Here is a 19,443-nt window from a genome sequence, read left to right as displayed (position 1 = left end):
TGCCGCAGGAGTGAGCAGTGTACGCCCGTTTACAGCCAGCATTTGAGAATTACATCCAAAGCACTTAAAGGCCAACTTTTACATATTTCTCATATAGATTGGCACTCGGATCCCATAGATAGAGGCAACCGCAGCCCTTACATCTTATTACTTCCTGAGAACCGAGCCATAATTCAACGAGATCTTTTGCGTTATCAGAATCATCAATTGAGTCGACATCGTTATCGCTTAACATTCTGTATATAGAATGTCCTTCAAACATGTTTGTCCTCACGTGATATCCACACTCGCATAAAAATTTGCTTCCCATTTTTATAATCACCGCCCAGATTACATACCAGATTTTGATTCCAAGTGCGTGCCTTGCGAGCAATTGCGCGCTCCCTCACATGGTGCTGACATCCGGGTGCATGGGTTAGCTTTGCAGCCAGAGCCATACCGTATTTGATGAAGATGCAGTACTGGCAGTCAGCGTAGTTAACAGTAGCATAACTTTTATAGGCTTAGATACGCACAAAGACTTCTTTGAGGTGGCGTATCTGGAAGGTAGTAGTGAGGCAAAACCTATCAGCAGGCACTTATTAAGAGTGAGATAAGAGAGCCCCCGATATGTGTTTGTTGCAGGCTGTCGCCTGGCAACCATGATGACAGATAAAGCAGCCTATCTTGCTGATGGACAACAGCCTGGCCGCTGATGCGGCCAGAAGAGTGGTTTTGCCTATTGAGTCCGGGAAGGCTCATATGTGTTAGGTGTTTTGACGCACTAGTCTGCTTTCGATCATTAACTTCTTGCCTTTCTCAGTTAAAGACCAAAATGTTGCCATATTTCCTTTAACAGTTTTCAGGCGCTCTGTTTTTATAAGCCCGTAGGCTTCAAGCTGTATTTTTATAGTTTTAAATTCTTGTTCGTTTATAGAAACGCTACTGCCAGATTTTCCTTCCCGTTCAAGTAAGCAGTTTGCCAATTTGCTATCTACGCCTGATTCATTGTAATAGTCGACAAGATATGGAGATATTAGCGTGAACATTTCTTTCCAAGAAATTACACTTTCAAAGGTGTAGCTCCTCACATCATGGCCGAGCCGGTAGACCTTGTATTCCCCATGAATTGTAAATCTTGAGTCGATATCAGCGATATCGGTTACATCCAAGGCATTCTGCACTTTATTGTCATTTATCTTTTTTTGCAGTGTGGAATTTTCTTTTCTTAGTTCATTTAGCTCCACAAGAATGTCTTCATTGGCTATATTGTTGGCCCTGACCCAGCCCGTGGCAGGATACATTTTAATAGTTTTAGTCATGCTGAGAGCCACTAGACCGGGAAGCTCTTTTGCCGCAGTCCAGAACTTAACCAAACGGCCATCAATAACCTTGTCTCTAAAGGTAAATAATTTATTCCTCAACCTCTCATCTTTTTCTGACTTTCCAAATGGAATGTCATCCGGCTCACCATGTATCAGGCCGACTACTTTGAGTCCACTTTCTACGGCATAATCAAATTCTTTTTCTGTGTAACTTATGCCATCATCAGTAATTGAGCCGTACCGACCGCCTATAATCAATAAATAGTAATCACAGTCGTCGATTACTTTCTTTATAAATTCCCATTGCTCTTCGTCTGCAGCAGGAAACAACTCCATTCCAGCGGGGATACAATCCATTTCCATAAGGGCTTGAATGACGCGCTGCCGCTCTTCCTTTAAATCTGCGTAAGTTGAACTTACAAATACCTGATATCTCTTTTCCATTGAATTCCTGCAATGTAAATTGTGCGACACCTAACGCCCCGCGCATGCGCGCGAACTTGTGAGCGTCGCAGGGGCCTTAGGCCCCGAATGACGCGGCTTGTTATATTTTACCTTTGCCTTTAGCCTCCAGACAAAGACCGACAAAATAATCTCGAAAATAAAAAGCCACTATCCAAGGATACTGATTAATAATTTCCAATCTATGTCCAAATTTTGACTTTGAAATAATCACTTCATTGTCGCGATTATCTGATTTAATGCGGCGCTGCCGATGATCTTTACTGAGATAAATCAAATCGTCTACGACCCTAACAATCTGTTCGGGGTTCTTACACCAATCCAAAATCCCGCTGGCATGAAAAAGACAATTTCTAATCTTCAGAGCTGCATCGACTTGCTCAAACAAATCGACTGCAGAATAATTTAAACCAACAGCCTTGAAGTAATTGTATATTTTTGAAACCCCTTGACCACGAGCCAATTTAAGCGGGTTTCCAGTTAATTTTTCGATATCCTTGGCAAGTAAGTGCAAATATGACTCATAAAGCGAAGCAATAGAGAATAAGTTTCCACGGCTCATTAAAAAGGGAAATGTTCTATCTAACTTTGCACTCTCATGTTGCCAGCGTAAAGACGCTAATTGAGGTGCATTTGGAAAATATATCGGCAACTTCGCAAGTTCTTCTTCGCGCTCGGCGTCAAGTAACCGTGGTGTTTTCCAAATGAAATCAGCCGCATTTGAGAATTCATCATAAGCCGAACACGCCAGTTTAATTCCACGGGCTTTATTTATTGGTATATCAGCTACTTCCATAGAATGCTCAGTAAAATATAACAGCTTTATAGCTTGGAGCGTACAGGCTTTCACGCTGTGTAAACTCCCTTCTATCATTTTGTAAATGAAATCACACTAGCCAATAACATTAAGTAAATCAACAGATTTCTGGTTGAACATAATGCTTTGCCTGGCGAAAGCGTGGTTTAAGCTTGCGATTTAATTGCTAACAATAAATTCACCTGCAACTGTTTATTTACCCATGCAATTTATTTTAATTTACACGCCATACAATGCTTGCTGCAAAGCGTGAAACTCGTCTTTAAATGCCTGTTCTGCTTTGGCTGGGAAGGGATACCCTGCCGGGCCGACAAAAACGAAATCGGTTTGCGCGGTTAGGTTATTGTCATTGCGAATGCGGTTATAGGCTTCTATCCAGGCGTCGTAGTGTTCTATCAGGCTAACAGCGTGGGTCATAAGTTGTGCGGGGATCAGATGGCCTTTGGCCAGTAACAGATCGCGAATGGCGATATTGCCCTTTTGAATTACCTCGGCCTCTAAATGCAGGTTTTTATTATCCCAGCGCTGAAAGGCGCGTTTGGTGCGCTCTAACTGCATTTGCATCGGGCCAAACAGCTCGGCAAGTGCTTGCTCTTTCCAGTTACGGGTAGATTCAAACACCTTTAAGCCCTGGCTAAACTGGGCTTCTATCTGGGTTTCAATGGTTTTATTACGCCGTAAAAACAGCAACCCCAATAAGGCCGTTACCACGCTGCTGCCAAGAAAACTGCCGATAATCACATCCAGAAACTGTGCCATTTGCCAGCCGCCTGTTACTTATTGATACTGGCAATAAAGATAGCAGGCAGCTGTGCGCTGCAGCGCAAATTTTATGCTTTATCTTTTTGCGCTACCCGTTTAAGACCACAAAATACTTAAGATAATTAAGCCAATAATTGCCGACATAAACAAAATGCTATACAAGGCGCTGGTAAGCCAGAATTTCAGCAGAGTTTTACCCCAGCCTTGCTGATAGTAAAACTTCTGACATAACAATAAATACGTTGGGATCCAAATCAGGGTGGCGGTGGCCAGCCATTCAACAGGCTGCACCAGCCAGGGCCAGCTAACGGCAGCCAGTGCCTGCAATGCCAGATATAACACTGAGAATTGCAGAATAAAACTGTGGCTGTGCAGTGCCACAATTAAATGCTCGGTGTAGTAACGCTCAGAGCGGATATACAACAGCTTAAGTAGCAATGCAAATAGTGGCAGCAGCATAAACATCATTTGCGGTGCCAGGCTGAAGAATTTATTTATTGCCAGTTTTGGGTTGGCAATAATGGCATCCAGTTTGCTGTAAAAGATGTCTTTGTTATCATCGGATAAAAACATCAGATCGCTATCAGTCGGCCCCTGCTTTTTTACGCCTTCGTTAATGCCGCTGAGCAGGCCGCTAATATTTTCTGCCTGCTGTGCTGTAACACCATCAATAGCAAGCGGAGCATTAGCGTTTGCCGGATTTACCGTAACCACAGATTCTGGCATTAGCTGGGCAAACAGCAAAAAAGCAATAATTGAGGTAAATAAATATAACCGCAATGGCGGCACATACGGCACCCGGTGGCCCTGCACATAGCGGCGGCTTAAGTAGCCGGGCCGGAACCATAGCGGCACCAGTGTGCGCCATACACGGGTATCCCAGTTACTAAACTCACCGAAAAACTCGGTTACCACACCACTGACATTACGAATGTAGCTTTTCTTTTCCTGGCCACACTGATGGCAAAAATCACCTTGTAAGCTGGTATGGCAGTTGTCACACTGCCGGGCTTGTAAATCCATTTTAGTCTCATGTTTTATTATTATCTGCCTCCCGATTCTACGTTAAGCAATTGTTTTGGCAACTGTTGTCCGCAACGTTACTGCGGACACAACAATTGTCCGCGGACACTGCAAAACGCCACACACGAAACAATAAGTTATTACTATTCAATAAGTTAAATATTGGCATTAAAGCTGCTATATCACAGCATTGCTAACAGACAAGAGCACTGCAACGATGATCCAGGGTACAGCACAACAAGACAATATTATTCAGCGCCCGCCTAAAAGCGCGCTGCGCCGGTTTCTCCCAGCCGTTGCCATCACCGGTACCACTTTGGTACTGGCGGTGGCGTTTTTTCAATCGGTTGGTGAAAGCGCCAGTTTAGTTTTACCACGCAACCAAATGCAGTTTGCCAGTGTGCAACGCGGTGATTTAGTGCGCGATATCGCTGTGCAGGGCCGTATTGTAGCGGCCAATGCCCCAACCCTGTACAGCCAGGAAACCGGCCAGGTGCAGTTATTTAAACAGCCAGGCGAAGCGGTAACTCTGGGCGATCTGCTGGCAACCATTACCAGCCCGGCACTGCAAAACGATTTACAGCAACAGCAGGCCGTACTGGCGGGTATGAAAAGTGAAGCTGAACGTGCGCAGTTAGATGCGCGTGAACAACAGCTGGATATGGAACAGGTAATGAACGCCGCTCAGGTAAATTTGCTGGCGGCCAGGCGCGAATTGCAACGGGCCACCCAGTCGATTGAGCTTGGCGTCATTCGCAAACTGGACTTTGATATTGCTACCGACAATCTCACTAAAGCTGACCTGGAGTTTGATCACGCCAAGCGCAAGGTTGAGCTGGCAAAAGACAAGCTGAGCTTTGAGTTGAGCTCACGGCAGCAGGATATTCACCGCCAGCAACTGGTAGTAAACGAACTGGAACGTAAAGTTAGCGCATTAAATATTACCGCGCCGGTAACCGGCCAGTTGGGAAACTGGCTGGTAGAGCAACAAAGCCATGTGTTGCCGGGCCAGGCGCTGTTAACCGTTATTGATTTAAGCCAGTACGAAGCTGAACTTGCCGTACCGGAAAGCTATGCCCGCGATTTATTGCCCGGCCAGCAGGTAGAAGTTGATTTAGGCAACCAGCAGTTAAGCGGTGCCATCAGCTATATTGCGCCGGAAGTACGTAACAACCAGGTTAGTGCACGGGTGCGTTTTAGCCAGGCCGACAGCCGGCAATTGCGTCAAAGCCAGCGCTTAACCGCACGGGTAATACTGGAGCATAAAGAAAATGTCCTGAAAATTGCCCGTGGCGACTTTATCAGCTCAGGTGGTGGCCGCCAGGCCTATCAGGTGGTCAATAACCAGGCCGTACGTAAGCCGGTTGAATTAGGTGCCCTGTCGGTGCAATGGGTAGAAATACTCAGCGGTGCTACTGAAGGCGAGCAATGGGTCATTTCCAATTTAGCTGACTTTAAAGATCAAAACCGGGTAAACCTGAATTAACAATACAACGGATCAGATATAGGAATAACAGATGATAACACTAACTAACCTAGGCAAAATTTTTCGCACCGAATTAATTGAAACCCATGCCCTGCGCGACGTTAACCTGCAGGTGAATGAAGGCGAATTTGCCGCCCTTACCGGGCCGTCGGGATCGGGTAAGTCTACCTTGCTGAACATTTTAGGCACGCTGGAAAGCTTTGACAGCGGTGATTACCAGCTTGACGGTAAATCGGTAAAGGGCCTGTCAGATGCTGCGTTGTCTAAACTGCGCAATGAAAAGATCGGCTTTATCTTTCAAAGCTTTAATTTAATTAAAGATTTCAGCATATACGACAATATCGAGCTGCCACTGCGCTACCGTGGTTTAAATGCTGCCGCGCGCAAACAGCGTATTGAGCAGGCGCTGGAACTGGTAGGCCTGCATGCCCGGCGCGACTACCTGCCGGGGCAACTGTCCGGTGGCCAACAGCAGCGGGTAGCTATTGCCCGCGCTATCGCCGGTGAGCCGCGTATTTTACTGGCCGACGAACCTACCGGTAACCTCGACTCGTTAATGGCACGCCAGGTAATGGAGCTGCTGGAACAAATAAACCGGCAAGGCTGCACTATTTTAATGGTAACCCACGACCCGGATCAGGCACGGCGTGCCGGGCGTAATATTCAGATCATCGACGGTCAGTTGCACGACTCTACCCTGTATGACCCACTGGCACAGCACACTGCGTAAGGACATTTTATGGAACAGCTATTTTACTACCTCAAAGTCAGCTGGTTCAGCGTCAAACGGGCGCCGCTACCTTATATGCTGACAGTATTAATCTTAAGCCTGGGGCTGGGGGTATTTTTTAGTAATGCCACGTTTTACTACCGGATCAACAGCGATCCGCTGCCAGCTAAAAGCGACAAGCTGTTTTTCCCGATGATGCTGCTGGTACCTTATCAGTGCAGTAACTGTAAACCACCATCGGTACTGAGCTACAGTAATATCGCCAAACTGAATGCCAGCGATATCCCCAGCGCAAAAGCGGCAATGTACAGTGCCGGTGGATATCTGCGGCTTAATTCAGAACAAGCTCCTACGCCGGTAAATGTGCGTATTACGCAACGCGATTTTTTCAGCATGTTTGATGTCCCTATGCTGCACGGTAGCATCTGGCCGGATAACCAGGCACGTGATGAAGTGCTGCTAAGCAAAGCCACCGCAGAGAAACTGTTTGGCCGTACCAACGTAACAGGGCAACAAGTGCTGCTTGATGATCGGCTGTTTACTGTTATTGGTGTGCTGGATCAGTGGCAAATGCTGCCCAGACTCTATGATGCGTTCAACCGTAATTACCTCAACCCGACAGAAGATATCTACCTGCCACTGGAAAGCGGCTACGACTATAACTATTTATCAAACACTAATTCATCTACTTTTGAAGATGCAGATTACCGCAAACTTGCCACAGACGGCCGTACCAAAGCCATACACCAACTACAGTACTGGGTACAACTGGACACGTTGGCGCAACAAAATGCCTACCGCCAGTTTATGGCTAATCTGGTAGCCGATGAAAAAGCGGCCGGCCGCCATCCCAGCGCTGAAGCCAATCAGTTAGTTATGATGCGTGATATTGTCAGCTATTTCGATGGCGAATCCGGCGATATTAAAGCCTTTGCTATCGTCACCCTGCTGTTTTTACTGGTCTGTGTGTTTAATGCCAGCCATTTATCGCTAAACCGTTACCTGAGTAACCAGTATGAATTTAGCCTGCGCCGGGCTTTAGGCGCTAACCGCAGCCAGTTGCAAGTGCAGTTGCTGGTCGATATGGGGCTGATGAGTACTTTTACACTCACGGGTGCTGCAATTATTGCCTATGGTGGCATTAAACTAATGAACTACCTGTGGCCAGCCAACAGTTTATTTGCCAGCTGGGATCTGCAGCTAATGCTGGCGCTTGCTGCACTGACCCTGCTGTGTAGCTATCTGGTTACGCTATATCCGTCATTACGCGCCTCTTTTGGCTCATTGAACAAGCAACTGAAGGAGTAATTCTGATGCCACTACATTTACTGTTTAAATCATTGCTCCGGCGTAAAATGGTAACAGCTTTACTGCTAATACAACTGGCCATGACCTTCGCCCTGTTACTCAACAGCATGTTGTTGGCGCAGCAAACCCGGCAGAAACTGCAACAACCTACCGGGCTACCATTGCAGCAAACATTACAGGTACAGCTAAAGCCCACCAGTGTATCACTACGGCAGTACCCGGCACTGGGTGATTTACTGGTTCGCCAGTTAGAAGCCGTGCGAGCCATACCTGGCGTAGTTGCAGTGGCTTATGCGAATCAGGGCCCGCTACATGAAGGCGGTAGTAACGGTAATATACATGACCCTGATCGCGAAGAGTTAAGTAAGGCCAACGGCGTGCCGCTTTATAATGTATCGGCAGATTTTTTTACCGTCTTACAGTTATCGGTACTGGCCGGTGAGCTACCACAGAGTGAAATTTCCATAGACGGCATAGCGCCATCACCGGTAGTGATGACCAAAAGCCTGGCCAATAAAGTATTTGGCAGTGAACCGGCTATCGGCCGGCAACTAAACCGTGGCCCGGTAGCCGCTGTAGTAGCAGATTTCTACGGCCAGCGTAAACGTAATGAAGTTGAAATTAATTTTAACTCTGTTCAGGTAGCGCCGCTTTGGAACGCCGACTGGGGCTACGTCCTGCTGATACGCACCACAGCAGACAATGTAGAGGCAGTCCGCCAGGCATTGCCCCAGGTGCTGCAACGGGTAGATAGCAACATTGAAATTTTCTCTGTTCGTACCCTGCAGGAGCAATTGCAACGTTTGTATAGCAATGAGTTTGGTTTAGCCAGCTTACTGAGTTTACTCAGTGTGCTGATGTTGCTGGTAAGTATGATCTCCAGCTACAGCAATGCGTATTTTCATACCTTAAAGCACCAGCAGGAAATTGGTATTAAACGTGCACTTGGTGCCAGTAAACGGCGTATTTTCACCGAACTGCTCAGTGAAAACTGGTTAAGTACCGGCTTGGGTGCGATCGCCGGTGTGGGCTGTGCAGTAGTGTTAAATCAGCTGTTGTCACAGGTGATTAGCATTCCGCCGCTGAGCTGGTGGTTACCGGTGGCAACCTGCGCTATCTTGTTGCTTTGTGTCACTGTGGCAACATGGTATCCTGCGGCTATTGCCACCCGGATATCACCGGCCACTGCTACTAAAGCCTTATAATTTATGCTGAAATTATTGGTTATTGATGACAATCAGCCAATCTGCCAGGCCCTGCAAACGCTGTTTGCGTTGCAGGGCTATCAGGTGTTTTGTGCCAATACACCTGAGCAAGCCTGGCAGTTGCTTAGCCAGCATAACGCCAGCCAGCACAGCATTGACTTGATACTGCAGGATATGAACTTTAGCGCCGGTGAAATGCAGGGCGCTCAGGGCAAAGCCTTGTTTTATCAACTGCGCGAGCATTACCCGGCAATACCCATCGTATTGATGACCGCCTGGACCCAGTTAGAAATGGTGGTAGAGCTGGTAAAAGCCGGTGCCACCGACTATATCGCCAAACCCTGGGACGATCAGCGTTTACTGCTTACCGTAGCCAATGCCCTTAAACTCAAGCAACTAACCGAGCAGCAACAACGTGCAGAACGTGATCGCACTGCAGCCTTTGCCGGTAAAGACTTATGCGGCCTGGTCTTTGCCAGCAGCCAGATGCAGCAACTATTGCAAATGACACTGCAATTAGCCCCCTCGTCAGCGGCTGTGCTAATCACCGGGCCGAACGGTGCCGGTAAAGAGGGTATAGCTAATGTATTACATGCCAATTCAGAGCGTAAAAATAAGCCCTTTATTAAAGTGAATATGGGCGCCCTGCCCGCCGATTTAATGGAAGCTGAGCTATTTGGTGCTGAAGCCGGTGCGTATAGTGGTGCCAGCAAAACCCGTATTGGCCGCTTTGAAGCAGCCGATGGCGGCAGTTTGTTTCTGGATGAAATAGGCAATTTATCACTGGCAGGCCAGGCCAAACTGCTGCGGGTACTGCAAACCGGTGAGTTTGAGCGCTTAGGCTCCAGCCAAACGCGCAAAGTGGATGTACGGCTAATCAGCGCCACCAACAGCGATTTAACCGGCGCAATAACACGCGGCGAGTTTCGGCAGGATTTATATTATCGGGTTAATGTGGTGCAACTGGCATTGCCGGCTTTACATCAACGGCCGGAAGACATACTGCCACTGGCACGTTATTTTCTTGCCGGGAAAAAAGCCCTAACTGCCGCTGCCGAACAATTACTGCAGCAATACCCCTGGCCCGGCAATGTGCGCGAGCTGCAAAACGTTTGCCAGCGGGCCCTGCTGCTAAGCAGCACTGATGACATTCAAAGCAGCGATCTGGGCATACCACAGCTTGCCCAGGCTGGTAAAAGAGCACTGGATGACATCGATCAGGCACAATTGCAGCAGGCGCTGGCACAAGCTGGCGGTGTAGTATCGCGTGCGGCTAAACAGCTTGGTATCAGCCGCCAGGCGTTATACCGGCGAATGGAGTACTACGGTATTGATGCCCCCTAAGCAGCGTTTTTATCTGCCGCGTTTAACAAAGTTAAGCACCCGTAGCCGGTTAAATGGACTATGTCTGCTTATTGCTGTATTACTGCTGGCAATACAGTATGCTTTCTTTACTGCCAACACTACTGTTACTTTAGTGATCTGCATAGGCGTTGTGGCTTTGGCGCTGTTGCTCCAGCAGGCTTTAAAACCATTAATGCTGGAAATTCAGGCGCTTAACCTGCATGCACAAAACCTGCAGGATGGTAGTTTTAATACCAGCGCTAACCAGCTAAAAATTTATGAACTCAGTAGTCTGGCTGGCAGCTTAAATACAATGTCGGCCCAACTGCGGGCCGAACGCGCTACCTTGTATCAGCGTGAGTTACTGCTTGATACCGTTTTACAAAGTAGCCCGACAGCACTGCTGCTAACCGATGCCATTGATACCGTATTAATGAGTAACCCGGCAGCGCGGTTGCTGCTTAACAACGGTAAAGCCTTTGATGGCAGCAAGCTGTTTGCCGTTACCGGCATTCAGCCTGAGCTGGCATTAGCACTACAAAACCGCCAACAAGGCCTGATCCGGCTGGAAAATACCGAACAAGCGGTATGGCATTTGTCTGTCAGCCAGTTTCAGCTTAACCAGAAACAACACTGGCTGTATTTGCTAAAACCCCTTACCCGTGAAATTCAGCGTGAGGAGCTAAATGCCTGGAAAAAACTATTACGGGTAATCGGCCATGAATTAAATAACACCCTGGCGCCGCTATCGTCACTGGCATTTTCCGGCAGCCAGTTGGCACAGCAGCAACATAATGCCACGCTGGGGCAATTGTTTGACACCATCAGTGAGCGTTGCCAGCAACTTAATCAGTTTGTGCAGGCTTATATTCAGTTTGCCAAATTGCCGCCACCACAGTGCAGCAGCATTAACTGGCCCAGGCTGATAAACCAACTGCAGGATCAGTACGAATTTGAACTGGAAGGAGAACTGCCAGACCAAAGCTGGCAAGCCGATCCGCAACAATTAACCCAACTATTGCTGAACTTACTGAAAAATGCCCACGAAAGCGGCAGCAACCCTGAGCATATCTCACTGCAAATAAAACAAACGCCGGATAAGCTATTACTGATCATGCAGGATGGCGGTGGCGGTATGACAGAAGAGGTATTGCAACATGCGCTGGTACCGTTTTATACCAATAAGCCACAAGGTTCCGGTATTGGCCTGACATTATGCCGTGATATTGCCGAAGCACATGGCGGTAGTATTAGTTTGCGTAATCAGCCGCCGGGGCTTGAAGTAACAGTACAATTACCAAAACAAGCCCAAACAGAGCACTAAGCGGATGTTATTCCCACTGCACCGGGCATTGCTTTTTTGTAGCTTTTTGCAGCATTTCCACTAACGGCATCGCCCTTATATTCAGGCTGACATAAGCTTTGCCTGCCCCGCTTTGCCCGTTACCTGTAGCCTCTTCAGCTTGTGCGGCTTTTTCCCGCTCGGTGTCGGCTATTGCAGCTAAGCCCTGCTGTAGTTGTGTTAATGCTGTTGCGACATCTTCGGCGAATAATGCCGATGGCACTTTTTCGTCGCGGCCCATCAGGGTTAATAATTTCAGCGCTACATCTTTAAAGTAAATCAAATCGCCGCTGGCTTTGGATTTAAACGTGACTATCATGCTGCTTTACCCCTTTTGTATAAGTAACCAGGCTAACATTATTACCCGGCTGCACAATAACTGCAGCATAACGCTAATATGGTTTATTTAAAAAATAATATTGATCCAGCGCAAATTAAGCTTGCATAAAAAACGAGCGCTCATTAGAATGCGCTCGCTCGAAAGGCAAGTCTTCCGAAAGGAAGTACACGCAAAGCTTCAGGTCTAAGGTTTGTCAGGTAATGGCATCTACGATAGCTGGGCTGCCGTCGCAAATGCGATGTTTATTCTGCTCTGTCAGAGTTACTCGACATGCTGCATGTCCTTTCGCGATAAGCACTTCAAATGACTGAAGCTGCTTAATTAAAGATTGTGAAATAACTCATTTTGGAGCACGACTATGAAAGCAAAATTAATCACCTTAGCTACTGTTATCGCCGCCACTTCATTTATCAGCACTCCAGTTGCAGCTAACGACCAGCTGGCACAATCAATCTGCTCTTATGTTGCAGCAGACAACAAAAACAACCTGCGTAAAACCTTAGCAGATAACCGTTTACGTTTACGTGCAGTATACGATGGTATCGTATGTGACGGTTTACCACTGGTTCGCCACGCTATCAAGCACAATGCTGCTGATACTGCAGGCTTTATTCTTAGCCAGTTACCAGGCAGCCTGGTTGCATCATCAGGTGATGCAGAATGGGCAGCAAGCAACGGTTTTGGTGCTTCACCAATTATCGCTACTATCAAAGAACGTAGCGCCAGCTAATAAGCTGATTATTTTTAACAAAGGCGCCAGATTGGCGCCTTTGTTTTTCTATAGTACTTGGCTTAGCACCTGGCTTTGCTATAATTTGCTTTCCACTTAGCCTGACGGGACGACCCGCCAGCGCATCTGTAACGGGGACGACCCCACCTGCTTTGGTATTACCACTATGTCATGGTTTTTACTTTCTCTGGCTGGCCTGTTTGAGATTGGCTGGGCGCTTGGGCTGAAATACAGTATGGGTTTTACCAGACTCTGGCCATCGGTATTTACTTTGGTTGCTATGCTGATCAGTATCAGTTTATTAGGTCTGGCCATGCGCCATTTGCCGGTGGGTACAGCCTACGCCGTATGGACAGGCATCGGCGCTGTAGGTACGGTTATTGCCGGTATTATCTTGTTTAATGATCCGGTTAACCTGCCACGGGTGCTAAGCATTATGTTGATCCTGGCCGGGTTAATTGGCTTAAAACTCAGCAGTTAAACCTGCCATGCTGCCAGGGACGGCAGCTTAGTGCGGCTCATCAATATCCTGACGCAGCCCGGGCTGAGTATCATCTTTACGCCGGCTAAATAAGCTGCCATTGGTGCGGATAAGCCATTCATTGTAAGTGCGGTGCACCCCACGGCGCATAGCTGAAGATGAATTTTCCAGCATATTTATACCTGCCAGCACTATAATCACCAGTACTGATAACTTAATCGCCACTAAATCCTGGCCGATACCAATACACACACCAATAGCGGCTAACATCCAGATAGTAGCGGCCGATGTAACGCCCAGCACCATACCATCGCGGGCCAGCATAACACCGGCCCCCAGAAACCCCACGCCGGTAATTACCTGGCCAATAATACGGGACGGATCAGTCATATTGGTGTTAATCGACATTGAAGCGGCAATAAACACATAGGTGCCCATTACAATCAGGATAGAGGTACGAATACCTGCCGGTTTACCACGCAGTTGCCGCTCCAGGCCGATAATAAAACCACACAGTAGCGCCGTACCTAACTCCGTCCAGGCAAAGGGCCTGACGTCAAAAATTAATTGCCAGTCTGGCATACTAAATCCTTAAGCTATGCGCGTTTGCTGCTTTGCAGCCTGCCACTCAGCCTGTGTTATCGCTGTGGTTTCACCCCCTGGCCGGGGGTGTAACACAGCATCCTGTTTTCGTATTGCAACCTTCTGTAATATAGCGGCATTCTGCTCATCTGTACGCTTGTTCCAGTCAACTATTTCAGTTATATGACGGTAACAGCCAACACAAAGCTTGTCGCTGTTAAGCCGGCAAGCGGCCACACAGGGTGATTCAATCATGCAATGCTGCCGTTAATGTTAACCTGGCTTTGCATTTAAGCTACCGGCGCCTGATTTACCGCAGCAACAGGGTCCTGATGCAGCAGCACTGTTGTTATCCGCTCGCCTACCATTTCCGCCACTTCAAACCGGTACGGGCCAAGCGTAAATTGCTGCCGCTCTGCTACATTGCCTGCTAATTCATTTTTACATAGCTGTTCAAGTGAAATATCGCGGTGTAACTCTGTAAGATTAAGGGCAAAGCACCAGTCAATGTCGCTTAATGTACTGGTGCCTTTTAACCTTAGCTCCGCCACAGGTTTGTCAGGCTCGAAACCTTTATCGGCAAATACCTGCTCAACGCTGGTTTTATAATCATTTTTCATCACGACAAACAAATGATCGCGGGCTTGCAATACTGTTGAGCCGCGGGGCGGGATCACCTTCTCACCACGAGCTATCATCGCCACTACTGCGCCCTCAGGCAATGCCATCCTTGCCAAACGGCGATTTACCGCGCGCGAATCGTCCGATAAGGTATATTCGACAATTTCAGCATCCACTTCACCAAGTGAAGTGATTTCCAGTGTTGCCGGTGCTTTCGGTGGTAATTGCTCTATCAGATTAAGCTTACGCGCTACCCAGGGTAAGGTAGAACCCTGCAGGGTGGCTGAGATCAACACCACGAAAAACACCACATTAAAAATCAGTTCAGCACTGGCAAGGCCAAACATCAGCGGGAATATGGCCAGAATAATAGGTACCGAACCGCGTAACCCCACCCAGGATACCAGTGCCGTTTCGCGGTTGTTAAAACCAAAACATTTAAGTACAGGTATTACCGCTACCGGCCTGGCAACAAACACCAGCACTGCGGCAATTAATAAACCCTGCCACCATACTTCCAGCAATGAACTTGGCGAGATCAGCAAGCCTAACATCACAAACATGGTAATTTGACTAAGCCAGGCCAGGCCGTCATGAAACAAAAAGGTAGTACGCTGAAACACAAAGCGTGCATTGCCAACCATCACACCGCAAATAAATACGGCTAGAAAACCGCTGCCGCCAAGGTTAGCTGCCACGCCAAAGGCTAGCAGGCCCGAAGCCGTTACCATCACCGGGTAAAGGCCATTGGCCTGCAAATGAATACGATTGATAATACTGACAATACCATAGCCAACGGCCAGGCCAACCACCGCGCCCAATCCCATCTGCAATACAAACAATTGCAGTAGGCCAATACCGGGCTTTAAGTCGTTCATCAAAATTTCTAATAGCCCTACGGTAAGGAATATCGCCATAGGGTCGTTCGACGCACTCTCAATTTCCAGCGTCGATTTAAGCCGGCTGTTCAGATTAATACCGGCATTTCGCAGTAAAGAGAATACTGCCGCAGCATCAGTAGAACCAACAATAGCGCCCAGCAATAAGCCTTCAAGCATTGAAATTTGCAAAATATAGCTGGCAGCAACGCCGGTAACCAAAGCGGTAGTAAACACGCCAAGCGTAGCCAGCAAAGAAGCAGGTTTCCAAACCTGTTTAATCGACTGCACCGGGGTTTGCAGGCCTCCATCAAACAAGATCAGCGCCAGAGCCAGAGTACCCAGCGCATGTGCCGCCTGTGGGCTGTCAAAAGCGACACGGCCCAGACCATCTTCCCCGGCTAGCATACCCACCAGTAAAAACAGCACCAGCATAGGCAGGCCAAGCCGGGCCGACAACTTACTGGATAAAATACCCAGTAAAATTAATATCGCCGCCAGCATAATTAATTGATCAACAATAAACATCGGGGTATTTGCTCAAATAAAATAGTAAAAGTGCCGTACAGCAACCGTACAGAACCGGCCACCAGTGTGTTATTTCAGTAACTCAGTGTGCAATAATATCAACAGCAACAAGCCACTTACCAGATTAAATTACATAAGGTTAATTTGTCGCAATATGTTGCGGCACATTTTATCTCTGTAATGCCGGTTTTTAGCGCAATATCAAAGCGAAAAACTTAACCCCGCAGCTGCTTTATGTCACCCTGTTGGTAAAACGCCTCAACAACAAAAATAGCAATACAACTGACAGGAACCTGTATGAGAACTTTTACCCCTACCTTGCTGGCGCTGGCCATCGGCAGCTTTACCCTGCAGGCAGAAAATGCACCGGACAAAGCCCCTGCCTGGGACGTTAACGCGCCGCAAGGCCAGTTTGAAACCGTGGATATTAACGTGTCGCAAGGCAGTTGGATGAATGTTGCGGTAAGCCCGGATGGCAAAACAATTGCCTTTGACCTGCTGGGTGATATTTACACTATGCCAATAACCGGTGGCAAAGCCACACAGCTGACCAAAGATATTGGCTGGCAAATGCAGCCAGCCTTTAGCCCGGATGGCAAACATATTGCCTACACCAGTGATGAAGGCGGTGGTGATAACATCTGGATTATGAATGCCGATGGCAGCGAGCCGCGGGCGGTAACCAGCGAAACATTCCGGCTGTTAAACAGCCCGGCCTGGAGCCCGGACGGCGAATTTATTGTGGCACGTAAACACTTTACTGCCAGCCGCTCGCTGGGCGCCGGTGAAATATGGCAATACCATAAAACCGGCGGCAACGGCATTATGCTGACAGAAAGAGCCAACGACCAGAAAGACTTAGGCGAACCGGCATTTTCCCCTGACGGCAAGTACATTTATTTCTCACAGGATGATACGCCGGGTAAAACCTTCCATTACAGTAAAGACTCTGAAAGCGGTATATATAAAATAAAACGTTTTGAACGCGAAACCGGCAAGTGGGAAGTAGTGCTGGACGGCGCTGGTGGCGCTATCCGCCCTACACCATCACCGGACGGCAAATACCTGGCTTATATCCGCCGGGTAGATTTTCAAAGCACGCTGTTTTTATATGATTTACAAAGTGGCGAACATATTAAGCTGTATGACGGCCTGGACAGGGATATGCAGGAAACCTGGGCTATTCATGGTGTTTACCCTACGCTTAGCTGGACACCCGATAATAAAGCTTTGGTATTTTGGGCCGGTGGCGAGATTAAAAAGCTGAACATTGCCAATAAACAAACCCAAACTATTGCGTTTAACCTGACCACAAGCAAGCAAATACAAACTGCAGTACGGGTAAAACAAGATCTGGATAAAGATCAGTTCAACACCAAAATGCTGCGCTTTATTCAGGTATCACCGGATGGCCAACAGGCCGTATTCACTGCGTTAGGCCAGTTGTACATTACTGATATAAATAACCCTAAACCCCGTCGCCTGACAAAACAAAGTACCGACTTTGAATATTACCCGCAATTTTCCCGCGACGGTAAAGAGCTGGTATATGTTAGCTGGAACGACAACAGCCAGGGTGCGGTAAATATTATTAACCTGCGTAATGGCCGCATCAGTAAACTTACAAGCGAACCGGGTAAATATGTAGAACCGGTATTCAGCCCGGATGGCAAAACGGTTATATACCGTAAAACCGGTGCCGGCAGCCTGCTGCCACGCCAATGGTCGTTAAACACCGGCTTATATAAGATCAGCAGCAAAGGCGGCGCAGCAGAGCGTATCAGCCGTAATGGCCGCGCACCTATGTTCGGCGCCGACAATAACACTGTTTATGCTATGGATTATGGCAGCGCGCCCAGCCTTATCCGCATAGATTTAACCAAACATACCCAGCAAACGTTGTACACGGCCAAGTTTGGCACTGAATTTAAACTGTCGCCGGATGGCAAATACCTGGCTTTTGCCGATCGCTTTAAAGTTTTCGTTACGCCTTTTACTGAACGCGGCAAAGCCATTGATATCAGCGGTACAGATAAGCAGTTTCCGGTAAAGCAACTGTCGGTGCGCGCCGGTGAATATATCAGTTGGAGTGGCAACAGCCGGCATATTTACTGGAGCCTGGGGCCAGAGTTGTATCATGCCAGCATTGAAGGCTTGTTTGATTTTAATGACAAAACCGACTTTGCCGCAAAAAATGGTATTAACCTCGGCTTTACCGCACCAACAGATATACCGCGTGGCAGCGTAGCTTTTGTTGGCGGCCAGGTGATTACCATGAACGGCGATGAAGTGATCCAGGATGGTGTAGTACTGGTAGAAAACAATAAGATAAAAGCCGTTGGCAAACGCAGTGACGTGGCCGTACCAACCAGCGCAAAAGTATTTGATATCAGCGGTAAAACCATTATGCCAGGCCTGTTTGACGCCCACGCCCACAGCTCACAGGGTAGCAACCAGATCATCCCGCAGCAAAACTGGCAGAACTATGCCTCACTCGCTTTTGGCGTTACGGCTATTCATGACCCGTCTAACGATACCCGCGAAGTTTTTTCCGCCAGCGAAATGCAGCAGGCTGGTATTATTGCCGGGCCACGGATTTTCTCTACCGGCACAATTTTGTACGGTGCAGAAGGTGCCGGTTACACCTCGCATATCGACAGCCTGGATGATGCTAAATTCCATTTAGAGCGCCTGCAAAAAGCCGGAGCATTCAGCGTAAAAAGCTACAACCAGCCCCGGCGTAATCAGCGCCAGCAGGTTATTCAGGCCGCCCGCGAGCTCAATATGATGGTAGTGCCCGAAGGCGGCTCGTTAATGCAGCATAACCTGACCATGATTGTCGATGGCCACACTACTGTTGAACACGCACTACCGGCAGCAAAAGTGTATGACGATATTAAACAATTGTGGCAGGCCAGCAAAACCGCCTACACCCCTACGCTGGTAGTGGCCTATGGTGGTATCTGGGGTGAAAACTACTGGTACGACAAAACCGAAGTGTGGAAACACCCGAAAATGCGCAGCTACGTACCGATGGATCAGCTGGCGCCACGCAGTATGCGCCGCCCTACGGCCCCGGATAACCACTACAACCATTTTAATGTGGTAAAAACCGCTAAAGAGCTAAGCGATATTGGTGTAGTAACCAATATAGGTGCTCACGGCCAGCGTGAAGGTTTAGGTGCACACTGGGAAATATGGATGTTTGCCCAGGGCGGTATGAGCCCGTTGGAGGCGCTGAAAACCGCTACTATCAACCCGGCGAAAACCTTTGGTATGGACCATCAGTTAGGTTCGATTGAAGCCGGTAAACTGGCCGACTTAATTGTAATAGACGGCAACCCGCTGGATGATATCCGCGTGAGTGACCGGGTTAGTCATACCATGGTGAATGGCCGCTTATTTGACGCCAACAGCATGAACGAAATTGGCCTGCGTGAGCGCAAACGGCAGTTATTCGAGTTTGAACCACGTTAAAACATGCAGCCCCGGCATATGGC

17 protein-coding genes and 1 riboswitch are annotated in these 19,443 nt (G+C 48.0%); of the genes, 9 read left to right on the top strand and 8 right to left on the bottom strand.

Annotated features, from left to right (window positions below):
• Nucleotides 1–746 precede the first annotated feature (746 nt).
• The 4 genes from M2404_RS09445 to M2404_RS09430 all read right to left on the bottom strand — a co-directional run bounded on the left by M2404_RS09445 (nucleotide 747) and on the right by M2404_RS09430 (nucleotide 4,368).
• Complete coding sequence (locus M2404_RS09445; RefSeq protein ID WP_259239476.1) at nucleotides 747–1,748, bottom strand: DUF4062 domain-containing protein; 1,002 nt, start codon at nucleotides 1,746–1,748, stop codon at nucleotides 747–749.
• A 100-nt stretch (nucleotides 1,749–1,848) separates the two neighbouring features.
• The gene (locus M2404_RS09440; protein WP_259239475.1) at nucleotides 1,849–2,562 is read right to left on the bottom strand and encodes a hypothetical protein; all 714 of its coding nucleotides are present in this window, start codon (nucleotides 2,560–2,562) and stop codon (nucleotides 1,849–1,851) included.
• A 240-nt stretch (nucleotides 2,563–2,802) separates the two neighbouring features.
• Nucleotides 2,803–3,342 (bottom strand): hypothetical protein, encoded by a 540-nt coding sequence (locus tag M2404_RS09435; protein WP_259239474.1) that lies wholly within the window; start codon nucleotides 3,340–3,342, stop codon nucleotides 2,803–2,805.
• 99 nt (nucleotides 3,343–3,441) lie between these two features.
• Nucleotides 3,442–4,368 (bottom strand): DUF3667 domain-containing protein, encoded by a 927-nt coding sequence (locus tag M2404_RS09430; protein ID WP_259239473.1) that lies wholly within the window; start codon nucleotides 4,366–4,368, stop codon nucleotides 3,442–3,444.
• 217 nt (nucleotides 4,369–4,585) lie between these two features.
• Here M2404_RS09430 and M2404_RS09425 point away from each other — a divergent pair, with 217 nt between their 5' ends.
• From M2404_RS09425 to M2404_RS09400, 6 genes are read left to right on the top strand one after another with little or no spacing between them, the layout of a single operon-like run.
• Nucleotides 4,586–5,854, top strand: coding sequence for an efflux RND transporter periplasmic adaptor subunit (locus M2404_RS09425; RefSeq protein WP_259239472.1), 1,269 nt, complete (start codon nucleotides 4,586–4,588; stop codon nucleotides 5,852–5,854).
• A gap of 31 nt (nucleotides 5,855–5,885) precedes the next feature.
• A complete protein-coding gene (locus tag M2404_RS09420; RefSeq protein ID WP_259239471.1) occupies nucleotides 5,886–6,584 on the top strand; it encodes an ABC transporter ATP-binding protein in 699 nt (232 codons plus the stop codon).
• A 9-nt stretch (nucleotides 6,585–6,593) separates the two neighbouring features.
• On the top strand, nucleotides 6,594–7,892 hold the full coding sequence (locus tag M2404_RS09415) for an ABC transporter permease (protein WP_259239470.1): 1,299 nt from the start codon (nucleotides 6,594–6,596) through the stop codon (nucleotides 7,890–7,892).
• Nucleotides 7,893–7,897: 5 nt separating this feature from the next.
• Nucleotides 7,898–9,097 (top strand): FtsX-like permease family protein, encoded by a 1,200-nt coding sequence (locus tag M2404_RS09410; RefSeq protein WP_259239469.1) that lies wholly within the window; start codon nucleotides 7,898–7,900, stop codon nucleotides 9,095–9,097.
• Nucleotides 9,098–9,100: 3 nt separating this feature from the next.
• On the top strand, nucleotides 9,101–10,441 hold the full coding sequence (locus tag M2404_RS09405; RefSeq protein ID WP_259239468.1) for a sigma-54-dependent transcriptional regulator: 1,341 nt from the start codon (nucleotides 9,101–9,103) through the stop codon (nucleotides 10,439–10,441).
• Nucleotides 10,365–11,765, top strand: coding sequence for a sensor histidine kinase (locus M2404_RS09400; RefSeq protein ID WP_259239467.1), 1,401 nt, complete (start codon nucleotides 10,365–10,367; stop codon nucleotides 11,763–11,765). Before M2404_RS09405 ends, M2404_RS09400 begins: the two co-directional genes overlap by 77 nt.
• Before the next feature lie 7 nt (nucleotides 11,766–11,772).
• On the opposite strand, the gene M2404_RS09395 is transcribed toward M2404_RS09400, so the two are convergent.
• Nucleotides 11,773–12,102 (bottom strand): DUF1840 domain-containing protein, encoded by a 330-nt coding sequence (locus tag M2404_RS09395; RefSeq protein WP_259239466.1) that lies wholly within the window; start codon nucleotides 12,100–12,102, stop codon nucleotides 11,773–11,775.
• Nucleotides 12,103–12,256: 154 nt separating this feature from the next.
• A riboswitch (cyclic di-GMP riboswitch) is annotated at nucleotides 12,257–12,352 on the top strand.
• Between the two features lie 129 nt (nucleotides 12,353–12,481).
• Between M2404_RS09395 and M2404_RS09390 the strand changes: the two genes are divergently transcribed.
• Nucleotides 12,482–12,853, top strand: coding sequence for a DUF3718 domain-containing protein (locus tag M2404_RS09390; protein WP_215398558.1), 372 nt, complete (start codon nucleotides 12,482–12,484; stop codon nucleotides 12,851–12,853).
• A gap of 166 nt (nucleotides 12,854–13,019) precedes the next feature.
• A complete protein-coding gene (sugE, locus tag M2404_RS09385; RefSeq protein WP_259239465.1) occupies nucleotides 13,020–13,334 on the top strand; it encodes a quaternary ammonium compound efflux SMR transporter SugE in 315 nt (104 codons plus the stop codon).
• A gap of 27 nt (nucleotides 13,335–13,361) precedes the next feature.
• Here sugE and M2404_RS09380 read toward each other — a convergent pair whose 3' ends face one another.
• Genes M2404_RS09380 through M2404_RS09370 form a run of 3 tightly spaced genes read right to left on the bottom strand, consistent with a single transcriptional unit; the run spans nucleotide 13,362 to nucleotide 15,943 of the window.
• A complete protein-coding gene (locus M2404_RS09380; RefSeq protein ID WP_259239464.1) occupies nucleotides 13,362–13,916 on the bottom strand; it encodes an MgtC/SapB family protein in 555 nt (184 codons plus the stop codon).
• A gap of 9 nt (nucleotides 13,917–13,925) precedes the next feature.
• The gene (locus M2404_RS09375) at nucleotides 13,926–14,171 is read right to left on the bottom strand and encodes a DUF1289 domain-containing protein (protein WP_259239463.1); all 246 of its coding nucleotides are present in this window, start codon (nucleotides 14,169–14,171) and stop codon (nucleotides 13,926–13,928) included.
• Nucleotides 14,172–14,206: 35 nt separating this feature from the next.
• Nucleotides 14,207–15,943: a potassium/proton antiporter gene (locus tag M2404_RS09370; protein WP_259239462.1), complete on the bottom strand. Its 1,737-nt coding sequence runs from the start codon at nucleotides 15,941–15,943 to the stop codon at nucleotides 14,207–14,209.
• A 297-nt stretch (nucleotides 15,944–16,240) separates the two neighbouring features.
• Between M2404_RS09370 and M2404_RS09365 the strand changes: the two genes are divergently transcribed.
• Entirely contained in the window at nucleotides 16,241–19,420 is a 3,180-nt protein-coding gene (locus M2404_RS09365) for an amidohydrolase family protein (protein ID WP_259239461.1), read from the top strand.
• Nucleotides 19,421–19,443: the final 23 nt, after the last annotated feature.

Origin of the sequence: Rheinheimera pacifica (assembly GCF_024809855.1) — a bacterium.
Lineage (GTDB): Bacteria > Pseudomonadota > Gammaproteobacteria > Enterobacterales > Alteromonadaceae > Alishewanella > Alishewanella pacifica_A.
This window is presented reverse-complemented; position numbering and strand designations above follow the sequence as displayed.

What these genes read in the sequence shown, in the direction of transcription:
- M2404_RS09425 (WP_259239472.1), top strand. Translation starts at nt 4,586, where the DNA reads ATGATCCAGGGTACAGCACAACAAGACAATATTATTCAGCGCCCGCCT.
- M2404_RS09410 (WP_259239469.1), top strand. Translation starts at nt 7,898, where the DNA reads ATGCCACTACATTTACTGTTTAAATCATTGCTCCGGCGTAAAATGGTA.
- M2404_RS09430 (WP_259239473.1), bottom strand. Translation starts at nt 4,368, where the DNA reads ATGGATTTACAAGCCCGGCAGTGTGACAACTGCCATACCAGCTTACAA.
- M2404_RS09365 (WP_259239461.1), top strand. Translation starts at nt 16,241, where the DNA reads ATGAGAACTTTTACCCCTACCTTGCTGGCGCTGGCCATCGGCAGCTTT.
- M2404_RS09405 (WP_259239468.1), top strand. Translation starts at nt 9,101, where the DNA reads ATGCTGAAATTATTGGTTATTGATGACAATCAGCCAATCTGCCAGGCC.
- M2404_RS09370 (WP_259239462.1), bottom strand. Translation starts at nt 15,943, where the DNA reads ATGTTTATTGTTGATCAATTAATTATGCTGGCGGCGATATTAATTTTA.
- M2404_RS09415 (WP_259239470.1), top strand. Translation starts at nt 6,594, where the DNA reads ATGGAACAGCTATTTTACTACCTCAAAGTCAGCTGGTTCAGCGTCAAA.
- M2404_RS09435 (WP_259239474.1), bottom strand. Translation starts at nt 3,342, where the DNA reads ATGGCACAGTTTCTGGATGTGATTATCGGCAGTTTTCTTGGCAGCAGC.
- M2404_RS09445 (WP_259239476.1), bottom strand. Translation starts at nt 1,748, where the DNA reads ATGGAAAAGAGATATCAGGTATTTGTAAGTTCAACTTACGCAGATTTA.
- M2404_RS09440 (WP_259239475.1), bottom strand. Translation starts at nt 2,562, where the DNA reads ATGGAAGTAGCTGATATACCAATAAATAAAGCCCGTGGAATTAAACTG.
- M2404_RS09395 (WP_259239466.1), bottom strand. Translation starts at nt 12,102, where the DNA reads ATGATAGTCACGTTTAAATCCAAAGCCAGCGGCGATTTGATTTACTTT.
- M2404_RS09420 (WP_259239471.1), top strand. Translation starts at nt 5,886, where the DNA reads ATGATAACACTAACTAACCTAGGCAAAATTTTTCGCACCGAATTAATT.
- M2404_RS09380 (WP_259239464.1), bottom strand. Translation starts at nt 13,916, where the DNA reads ATGCCAGACTGGCAATTAATTTTTGACGTCAGGCCCTTTGCCTGGACG.
- M2404_RS09375 (WP_259239463.1), bottom strand. Translation starts at nt 14,171, where the DNA reads ATGATTGAATCACCCTGTGTGGCCGCTTGCCGGCTTAACAGCGACAAG.
- sugE (WP_259239465.1), top strand. Translation starts at nt 13,020, where the DNA reads ATGTCATGGTTTTTACTTTCTCTGGCTGGCCTGTTTGAGATTGGCTGG.
- M2404_RS09390 (WP_215398558.1), top strand. Translation starts at nt 12,482, where the DNA reads ATGAAAGCAAAATTAATCACCTTAGCTACTGTTATCGCCGCCACTTCA.